Source organism: Paraburkholderia sp. (assembly GCF_035501035.1).
Classification (GTDB): domain Bacteria; phylum Pseudomonadota; class Gammaproteobacteria; order Burkholderiales; family Burkholderiaceae; genus Paraburkholderia.
The window spans coordinates 1-9,257 of sequence record NZ_DATJWR010000438.1; the positions used below are offsets into that span (position 1 = coordinate 1).

Annotated in this window: 8 protein-coding genes; 4 read left to right on the top strand and 4 right to left on the bottom strand. The window is 65.3% G+C overall.

Annotated elements, in window-relative coordinates:
* The 3 genes from infB to truB all read left to right on the top strand — a co-directional run.
* On the top strand, positions 1-1,377 hold a 1,377-nt coding region (infB, locus tag VMJ11_RS30890; protein WP_325624698.1), incomplete at its 5' end, for a translation initiation factor IF-2.
* A gap of 168 nt (positions 1,378-1,545) precedes the next feature.
* Positions 1,546-1,914, top strand: a complete 369-nt coding sequence (gene rbfA / locus VMJ11_RS30895) for a 30S ribosome-binding factor RbfA (RefSeq protein ID WP_325624699.1) — start codon at positions 1,546-1,548, stop codon at positions 1,912-1,914.
* Between the two features lie 115 nt (positions 1,915-2,029).
* Complete coding sequence (gene truB / locus VMJ11_RS30900; protein ID WP_325624700.1) at positions 2,030-3,004, top strand: tRNA pseudouridine(55) synthase TruB; 975 nt, start codon at positions 2,030-2,032, stop codon at positions 3,002-3,004.
* 116 nt (positions 3,005-3,120) lie between these two features.
* On the opposite strand, the gene VMJ11_RS30905 is transcribed toward truB, so the two are convergent.
* From VMJ11_RS30905 to VMJ11_RS30920, 4 genes are all read right to left on the bottom strand, one after another.
* A complete protein-coding gene (locus VMJ11_RS30905; RefSeq protein ID WP_325624702.1) occupies positions 3,121-4,689 on the bottom strand; it encodes a DHA2 family efflux MFS transporter permease subunit in 1,569 nt (522 codons plus the stop codon).
* A gap of 111 nt (positions 4,690-4,800) precedes the next feature.
* Positions 4,801-6,105: an EmrA/EmrK family multidrug efflux transporter periplasmic adaptor subunit gene (locus VMJ11_RS30910; protein ID WP_325624703.1), complete on the bottom strand. Its 1,305-nt coding sequence runs from the start codon at positions 6,103-6,105 to the stop codon at positions 4,801-4,803.
* Between the two features lie 97 nt (positions 6,106-6,202).
* Positions 6,203-7,789 carry an efflux transporter outer membrane subunit gene (locus VMJ11_RS30915; protein WP_325624704.1) on the bottom strand — a complete coding sequence of 529 codons (1,587 nt, stop codon included), beginning with the start codon at positions 7,787-7,789 and terminating at the stop codon, positions 6,203-6,205.
* Positions 7,790-7,875: 86 nt separating this feature from the next.
* Positions 7,876-8,382, bottom strand: a complete 507-nt coding sequence (locus VMJ11_RS30920; RefSeq protein WP_325624705.1) for a MarR family winged helix-turn-helix transcriptional regulator — start codon at positions 8,380-8,382, stop codon at positions 7,876-7,878.
* Between the two features lie 512 nt (positions 8,383-8,894).
* Between VMJ11_RS30920 and VMJ11_RS30925 the strand changes: the two genes are divergently transcribed.
* Positions 8,895-9,257, top strand: a 363-nt coding sequence (locus tag VMJ11_RS30925; protein WP_325624707.1) for a GTP-binding protein, incomplete at its 3' end; no start/stop codon positions are given.

Consider the following 9,257-nt stretch of genomic DNA (forward strand, 5'->3'; position numbering starts at 1 on the left):
CACGTCGAAACGCCGCGCGGCGTCATCACCTTCCTCGACACGCCGGGTCACGAGGCCTTCACGGCCATGCGTGCGCGCGGCGCGAAGGCGACCGACATCGTCATTCTGGTGGTCGCAGCCGACGACGGCGTGATGCCGCAGACGAAGGAAGCCATTTCGCACGCGAAGGCGGGCGGCGTGCCGCTCGTCGTGGCGATCAACAAGATCGACAAGCCGGATGCGAACCCCGAGCGCGTGAAGCAGGAGCTCGTGGCCGAAGGTGTCGTGCCGGAAGAGTACGGCGGCGACTCGCCGTTCGTGCCGGTTTCGGCGAAGACGGGTGCGGGCATCGACGATCTGCTCGAAAACGTGCTGCTGCAAGCCGAAGTGCTGGAGTTGAAGGCTCCGGTCGAAGCGCCGGCCAAGGGTCTCGTGATCGAAGCGAAGCTCGACAAGGGTAAGGGCCCGGTTGCGACCGTGCTCGTGCAGTCGGGTACGCTGAATCGCGGCGACGTGGTGCTCGCGGGTACGGCCTATGGCCGCGTGCGCGCGATGCTCGACGAAACCGGCAAGCCCACGAAGGAAGCAGGCCCGTCGATCCCGGTGGAAATCCAGGGTCTCTCGGAAGTGCCTGGCGCGGGCGAGGAAGTCATCGTGCTGCCCGACGAGCGCAAGGCGCGCGAAATCGCGCTGTTCCGCCAGGGCAAGTTCCGCGACGTCAAGCTCGCGAAGCAGCAGGCCGCGAAGCTCGAGAACATGCTCGAACAGATGGGCGAAGGCGAAGTGCAGAACCTGCCGCTCATCGTCAAGGCCGACGTGCAGGGCTCGCAGGAAGCACTGGTTCACGCGCTGCTCAAGCTCTCGACGAGCGAAGTGCGCGTGCAAATCGTGCACGCCGCGGTGGGTGGCATCAGCGAAAGCGACGTCAACCTCGCGACGGCATCGAAGGCGGTCATCATCGGCTTCAATACGCGTGCGGACGCTCAGGCGCGCAAGCTGGCCGAGACGAACGGCGTGGATATCCGCTACTACAACATCATCTATGACGCTGTGGATGAGGTGAAGGCGGCGATGTCGGGCATGCTCGCGCCGGAGAAGCGCGAAGTCATCACGGGCATGGTCGAGGTGCGCCAGGTCTTCAAGGTGCCGAAGGTCGGCGCGGTGGCGGGCTGTATGGTCACGGATGGCGTGGTCAAGCGTTCGTCGTCGGTGCGCGTGCTGCGCAATAACGTGGTCATCCACACCGGCGAACTCGACTCGCTCAAGCGCTTCAAGGACGACGTCAAGGAAGTCAAGCAGGGCTTCGAGTGCGGTATGTCGATCAAGAACTTCAACGACATCGTCGAAGGCGACCAGTTCGAAGTGTTCGAGATCACCGAAGTCGCGCGTACGCTGTAAGCGCTTCGGCGCGCGCGGGTTGGATCCCGCGCGCTCGATCGGATCTTTGACCCGATTACGGGCGGGGCGGCGCTGGCCAGCCCCGCCCGTTTGTTTTTGTGCGGTCGCTTGACTATTGCGGTCGGGCGCGCCGCTTTGAATGCCGCCGCCGAAAGAGGTGGATAAATCATGCCGAAAAAACGTTCTACTCCGAATCGCAACGTGCAGATCGCCGATCAGATCCAGCGCGACCTCTCCGAACTCGTGATGCGCGAAGTGAAGGATCCGCGCATTGGCCTCGTGACGATTCAAAGCGTCGAGCTGACGCCGGACTATGCGCACGCGAAGGTCTACTTCACGACCCTCACGGGCGACCCGAAGGCTACGCAGGAAGCGCTCAATCACGCCGCGGGCCACCTGCACAACCTGCTGTTCAAGCGGTTGCACATTCACACGGTGCCGACGCTGCATTTCCATTACGACCAGTCGATCGAGAGGGGTGTGGAGATGTCGCGCCTCATCGACGAGGCGAACGCCACGCGCGCGAAGGACGACTGAGTTCCGCGCGCCATCGCGACACGGAGCGCACACGCGATGCTTGTGCGTCGCGCGCTGCCTCCGGTCGCTGAACGGCTCGCTGCGCTGTTTGCGGTGTTGTTTGCGATTCCCCGATATGACTGCAACTTCCAAGCCTTCCCAGGGCGCGGCCCGGCCTGACGCGGCGCGCCCCAAGGTGCCGCGTCGCCTGCTCGACGGCGTGCTCCTGCTCGACAAGCCCGTGGGCCTTTCCAGCAACGACGCGCTGATACGCGCAAAGCGTCTTTTCCGCGTGAAGAAGGCGGGCCACACGGGCACGCTCGATCCGCTCGCCTCAGGCCTTTTGCCACTGTGTTTCGGCGAAGCGACCAAGTTTTCGCAGGACCTGCTCGACGCCGACAAGACCTATGAAGCGACGATGCGCCTCGGCATCCGCACCGCGACCGGCGATGCGGAAGGCGAAGCGATCGAGACGCGCGAGGTGACTTGCGACGAAGCCGCCGTGCGCGAAGCGATGAACCGCTTTCTTGGTGACATCGTGCAGGTGCCGCCGATGTATTCGGCGCTCAAGCGCGACGGCAAGCCGCTTTACGAATATGCGCGTGCGGGGCAGACGGTGGAGCGTGAAGGGCGCGAGGTGAAAATCCTCGTGTTGGAGATGATCGCCTGCGCACTGCCGGACGTCACGTTTCGCGTGACCTGCAGCAAGGGCACTTACGTACGTACGCTCGCCGAGGACATCGGCGAGGCGCTTGGCTGCGGTGCGCATCTCGTGATGCTGCGCCGCACGGGCGTGGGCGCGCTCACGCTCGAACATGCCGTGACGCTCGAAGCGCTCACGGCAGCCGACGAGCCCGCGCGCGACGCATGGCTTCAACCCGTCGACGCGCTGCTTTCAACGTTCCCCACGGTGACGCTCGACGCCGAAGCCGCGCGCCGCTTCACGCACGGCCAACGCCTGCCGCTCAACGCACTCGTGCTTGAGCGCGCGGCCTGCGAGGCTGCCGCGCGTGTGCGCGTGTACACCGGGGAAGGGCGTTTGCTGGGCGTGGCGAAGGTGGCGAACGGCGTGCTTGCGCCGGAGCGTCTGGTGGTGAGCGGCGCGGACTGAGCGCGACGACTTCGCGCGCGACGCGCGCAAACAAGAAACGGCACGCCGGTGATGAACCGGACGTGCCGTTTTTGCTTATGGCGCCGCGCGCGAACCTCGCCGCACCTGCTCCAGCCTCAATGCGCTGCCGAAGCCGCCGCTCCTGCGTCGGCGCTACTCGTGCGCTCGGGCCGCGTGATCCAGATGAGCGCGATCAGCACGATGAAGATCGCCGACGAGATGAAGAACAGGTCGTTCACCCCGAGCTGCGCGGCCTGCTGCGAAAGCATCCGGTCAAAGAGACCGTGCGCCTGCGCGGTATCGAGGCCCGCGACGTTCTGCATCTGCTGCATCGACTGATTGAAGATCGGGTTGGTCGGCGTCGCCACTTCGGTGAGGCGCGCGTGGTGAAACGTCGTGCGGTGATCCCACGCGGTTTCGAAGATCGAGGTGCCGATGCCGCCGCACATGATCCGCACGAAGTTCGACAGGCCCGACGCGGCTGGAATGCGGTTGCCCGGCAACCCGGAGAGCGTGATCGAGACGAGCGGAATGAAGAGGCCCGCCATGCCGATGCCCTGAATGAGCGTCGGCACCGTGAGCGCCCAGGTGTCCACGCCGGTCGTGTAGCGCGAGCGCATCCAGAAGCACAGCGCGAACACGATGAAGGCCGCCGTCGCGATGTAACGCGGGTCGGTGCGCGGCAGCAGCTTGCCCGTGACCGGCGAGAGCATGATCGCGAAGAAGCCGACCGGCGCCATCACGAGGCCCGCTTCGGTGGCCGTGTAGCCGATGGAGGTCTGCAGCCACAGCGGCAGCAGCACGAGGTTGCCGAAGTAAAGGCCGTAGCCCACTGAAAGCGCGATCGTGCCGCCCGTGAAATTGCGCCGCGCAAAGAGAGACAGGTCGACGACCGGGTGATCGGCGGTCAGCTCCCACACCACGAAGAACGCGAACGCGATCACTGCGGTGAGGGTGAGCACGATGATCGTGGTGGAGGAGAACCAGTCGAGATCCTTACCCTTGTCGAGCATCACCTGCAGCGAGCCCACCCAGATGATGAGCAGCGCGAGCCCCACGCCGTCGATCGGGGCCTTCTTCACGACCGAATCTCGGTTGCGGAAGATTGCCCACGTGGCCAGCGCGGCGACGATGCCCACAGGGATGTTCACGTAGAAGATCCACGGCCACGAGATGTTGTCGGAGATCCAGCCGCCGAGAATCGGTCCGGCCACCGGCGCGATGAGCGTGGTCATCGACCACATCGAGAGTGCCATGGGCGCCTTCGCACGCGGATAGCTCGCGAGCAGGAGCGTTTGCGAGAGCGGGATCATCGGGCCGGCCACGGCGCCTTGCAGCACGCGCGAGGCGAGCAGGAAGGGCAGCGTGGGCGCGAGGCCGCACATCCACGACGAGATCACGAACAGGATGATCGACGCCATGAAGAGGCGCACCTGGCCGATGCGGTCCGTGAGCCAGCCGGTGAGCGGCACGGAGATCGCATTCGCCACCGCGAACGAGGTGATGACCCACGTGCCCTGGTCCGACGACACGCCGAGGTCGCCCGAGATCGACGGGATCGACACGTTCGCGATCGAGGTGTCGAGCACGTTCATGAACACCGCGAGCGAGACGGCGATGGTGCCGATCACGAGCTGCGCGCCCTTGAGCGGCGGATGGACGACGGGTTGTTGTGGGGCTGCCATTGAGTCCTTTGTCATTGACCTGCGCAACGCTGAAGCAACGCGGCGCGGGCCGATTCTCGGCCCGCGCAAGCGCTTGTCAGCGTGCTATCAACGTATCAATCAGCGCATCGATCAGCTTTTTGCGCGAGTATTTGCTGCGTGCGAGCTCGCCGACGACATCTGCGCTTTGCCTGTCGCGTTGCTGGTTGCGTTTTTGGTGGCGTTGCTGTGTGCGTCTTTGGCCGCGCTGCTGGGCGCCTTGTTCGCGCTCGGTCCGGCATTCTCGGCGATGATGCGTGCAATCTCCGCGTCGGCCTCGGCGCCGTATTTCGCGAACACATCGGTCTCGAGCACGGTGTTCTGTGCATTGCCGAGCTGGCTGCCCGCATCGTTGCGGATATTCACGTCCACCTGCATCGACAGGCCGATGCGCAGCGGGTGCTTCACCAGATCTTCCGGATCGAGCGAGACGCGCACCGGCAGACGCTGTACCACCTTGATCCAGTTACCCGTCGCGTTTTGCGCGGGCAGCAGCGAGAAGGCCGAGCCCGTACCCGCCGAGAAGCCCACCACCTTGCCGTGATAGACCACCGACGAGCCATACACGTCGGCCGTCATCTCGACGGGCTGGCCGATGCGCATGTGCTTGAGCTGCACTTCCTTGAAGTTCGCGTCGACCCAGAGCGAGTTCAGCGGCACGACCGACATGAGCGGGTTGCCCGGCGCGACGCGCTGCCCCACCTGGACCGAGCGCTTCGCCACGTAGCCGGTGACCGGCGCGGGCAGCGTGTTGCGCGCGTTGGCGAGATACGCGTCGCGCACCTTGGCGGCGGCGGCCTCCACGTTCGGGTGGTTGGCGATCGTCGTGTTCGCGGTCAGCGCGCGGTTCGCGGCGAGCTGCTGCTGCGCGGCTTCGAGCGCGGCTTCGGCGCTGCGAAGGGCGTCGCGGGCGTGCGAGATTTCTTCCTGCGAGACGGCACCCGTCTGTGCGACTTCCATGCGGCGACGCAGGTCGTCCTGCGCGCGCGAGAGGTCGGCCTGGCGCACCGCGACCTGCGCTTCGTACTGGCTGTCGTCGGCGAAGAGGCCGCGCACCTGGCGCACCGTCTGCGCGAGGTTCGCCTCGGTCTGCTCGAGCGCGACGCGTGCATCGGCCGGGTCGAGCAGCACGAGCGGATCGCCGAGGTTCACCGTTTGCGTATCGTCCGCTTTCACGGCGATCACCGTGCCGGTCACCTGCGGCGTGATCTGCACGACGTTGCCGTTCACGTAGGCGTCGTCGGTGCTCTCGGTGAAGCGCGCGACGAGGAAGTAGTAGAGGCCGTAGGCAATGGCTGCAATCACGATCACGAGGACAAGCAGCGTCATCATGCGCTTGCGCTTGCTGCTGTTCGTGTTCGGCTGCTGATTGGCCGCCGGTTGCTGGGGGGTGCTCATGGAAAGATCTCCAGATTCTTGCGTGCTGTTCGTTCAGTTATTGGTGTTCGGTTCGATGCCCGGCGCTCGCTGCTCGACGTTTGCTGCGCTTGTTCGCTCAGTTCGAAGCGGTCGCCGCAGGCGCCGATGCCGGCGTTGCCGCTCTCGCGCCACGCCACGGCGCGCCGTTCACGCCGCTCTGGCCCGGTGCCTCGCTGCCGACCTCGACCGGTGGCGCGAGTCCCGCGTCGTGCGAGTCGAAGCCTCCGCCGAGCGCCTGGATGAGCGCCATCTGCTGGTCGCGCCGCTGCGCCTTCAGGTTCGTCACCGTCTGTTCCGCGGCGAGGCGGTTCTGGTCGGCGTTGAGCACCTGGAGCTGCTCCGAGAGACCGGCGCGATAGCGCACCACGGCGAGTTCGTATGCCTTGGTCGAAGCGTCGAGCGCACGCTGGGCGTCAGCGAGCTGCCTGTCGGCCGAGCGGATCGACGAGACGCCGGTGGCGACGTCCTGGAACGCGCCGATGAGTGTCTGGTTGTAGTTCGCCACGTCGAGCTCGAAGTCGGCGTAGCGGCCCTTCAGTTGCGCGCGTAACGCCCCCGCGTCGAAGAGCGGCAAATGGACGGCGGGGCCGATGTTCGCCTGGCGGCTCGTGAAGTTGAGGAATTTGCCCCAGCCGAACGCGTCGAAGCCGAAGCCCGCCGCGAGGTTCACGTCGGGGAAGAATTCGGCCTTGGCTTCCTTCACGTCGTGCACCGCGGCTTCGACCTGCCAGCGCGCGGCCACGATGTCCGGGCGGCGCGCCACGAGATCGGCGGGCAGGTTGTCGGGCAAGGCGACGTTTGCGGCCGGATTGAGCACCGGCTGCGCGATCTGCAGGCCGCGGTCCGGGCCCTTGCCGAGCAGCGCGCCCAGCTGATAGCGCACGCTCTCGATCTGGCCGTCGATCTGCGAGAGGTTGGCCTGGCTAGTCGCGATGTTTCCGTTCGCGGTCTGGCGTTCGACGTTGGTGTCGAGGCCCGCCACCACGCGCCCGTTCGTGATCGTGCCGATGGTATTGCGGTTGTCGATCTCGTGCACGGCGATGTCGCGCAGCGCGTAGAGCTGGGCGAGCTGGTTATAAGTGCGCGCAACTGAAGAGGCGAGCGTGATGCGCGCCTGCTGCATGTCGGCCTGCGCCGCACGCTGGGAGGAAACGGCCTGCGCGAGGCGCTGACGGTTCTTGCCCCAGAGGTCCAGTTCCCAGGAGGCGCTCGCGAGCACGTTGTTCTCGCTATACCAGGTACCGCCGTACGGGGGCGGGAAGAGCGCGTTCGCGGAGTACAGTTCGCGGGTCCAGGAGTAGCTCAGGTCGGCCTTCGGAAAGAGCGCCGACTTCGATGTCTCGATGTACGACGAAGCCTTGGCGATGCGCGCCTGCGCCTGCGCGATGGTCGGGCTGCCTTCTAGCGCCTCGTCGATCAGCTTCGGGAGCTGCGGGTCGCCGAACTGGTTGGCCCAGTCGAGCGTCGGCCATTGGCCGCCTTGCGCCGGAATGCTCTGCGAGGTTTCGAGCTGCTGCGGCTGATCGATGGTCTTGTCGCTGTTGATGCCGATGTAGTTCGCGCAACCCGAAAGGGCGAGCGCCGCGACCGCGGCGGCGACCGCCGCCCGACAGGTCAGCGCCCGCACGGCCGGAACTGGCGCAAACTCGGTTTGGGATGTCATTGCTCGTCTCGATGCGTGAGAAGGTGTGGTGATACTGGACGATGCAGCTATTTTCTTGTGTGGCGCTTTCAAATTTGCTTGCCCCGTCACCCATTGCCCGGCGGATTCTGGTTCGCCCCCTGGCTGGCTTCGCAGCTATTGGCGAGAATCCGCCGCAGCATGCTTTTGAGGAAGCCGACTTCTTCCGGCGTGAAGCCGGTGGAGAGATGCTCCGTGATGCTGCGGAAGATCGCCGGCATGCGCGCGGCGATGGCGAGCCCTTCGGGCGTGAGCGCGAGGCGCACCGCGCGGCGGTCCTCGGAACTGCGCACGCGCTGGAGCAGACCGCGCTTCTCCAGCCGGTCGACGAGGCGTGTGACCGCGCTCGCGTCGATGCCGTACTCGCGCGCGAGTTCGGCCGCAAGTAGACACTTGCCGGTTGCCACCATGAAGAGAATGCTGGCCTGCTGGCTCGTCACGCCGAGTTCGGCGACGGTCCGCTGGGTGATCATGTTCGACATCGTCGACTTCACCCGTGAAATCAGGTAGCCGACGCTCTCGCCGAGTTCGTAGTCGCGGACTTCGGGCGGGGGTGTTGGAGTCGGATCCGTCATTTTTCTGCTGCGAGTGCAATGGTTGACCAGGCAGGGATTATAGGACCGGTTAGTTGACGCGACAAGGTTTATTCTGCATTTGCCGAGAAACCTTTGCGGTGCAGGGGCTTAATCTGGCCGTGCGAGGCGTGAGAACATGGAGAGCGGCCGCGAGGCAACAATGCAGACAGAGCCGCGCCGGGTCGGCGGGAGTGGCTTGCCCAACTGTCAATCGATGCAGGGCGATCTAAAGGCGCAATCCAGAGGCGCACACGCACTTCGCCTCTCAGCCTCTCAGCCTCTTTATGTGGGGCGCGCCAGTTCAGCCGCTACCGGGGCTCGTGCCTCTTGTATGCGCGGGATCATTTCATCTGCGCATGCTATAATTTCAGGTTCCCAAAAGTGCGCCATTGCAGCGATGCTGAACTGATCCGTCGACGGAAATTCCGGGGCGGATCGAGGCGGCGGCCGCGCGCCCGAGCCGGGCCTGCCAGCAGGGCATGCGCGGCGCACTCAACTGTACCCAGGTTCCTATGTCCCGCGCTCTTCGCAACATCGCCATCATTGCCCACGTCGACCATGGCAAGACCACGCTCGTCGACCAACTGCTGCGCCAGTCCGGCACCTTCCGCGACAACCAGCAGGTCGCCGAACGTGTCATGGACTCGAACGACATCGAAAAAGAGCGCGGCATCACGATCCTCGCCAAGAATTGCGCGGTCGAGTACGAGGGCACCCACATCAACATCGTCGATACCCCGGGCCACGCCGACTTCGGCGGCGAAGTGGAGCGCGTGCTCTCGATGGTCGACTCGGTGCTGCTGCTCGTCGACGCCGTGGAAGGCCCGATGCCGCAAACGCGCTTCGTCACGAAGAAGGCGCTCGCGCTCGGCCTG

Excerpts from the sequence above, each read along its gene's own strand:
- rbfA (WP_325624699.1), top strand. The coding sequence starts at position 1,546 with ATGCCGAAAAAACGTTCTACTCCGAATCGCAACGTGCAGATCGCCGAT.
- truB (WP_325624700.1), top strand. The coding sequence starts at position 2,030 with ATGACTGCAACTTCCAAGCCTTCCCAGGGCGCGGCCCGGCCTGACGCG.
- VMJ11_RS30905 (WP_325624702.1), bottom strand. The coding sequence starts at position 4,689 with ATGGCAGCCCCACAACAACCCGTCGTCCATCCGCCGCTCAAGGGCGCG.
- VMJ11_RS30910 (WP_325624703.1), bottom strand. The coding sequence starts at position 6,105 with ATGAGCACCCCCCAGCAACCGGCGGCCAATCAGCAGCCGAACACGAAC.
- VMJ11_RS30915 (WP_325624704.1), bottom strand. The coding sequence starts at position 7,789 with ATGACATCCCAAACCGAGTTTGCGCCAGTTCCGGCCGTGCGGGCGCTG.
- VMJ11_RS30920 (WP_325624705.1), bottom strand. The coding sequence starts at position 8,382 with ATGACGGATCCGACTCCAACACCCCCGCCCGAAGTCCGCGACTACGAA.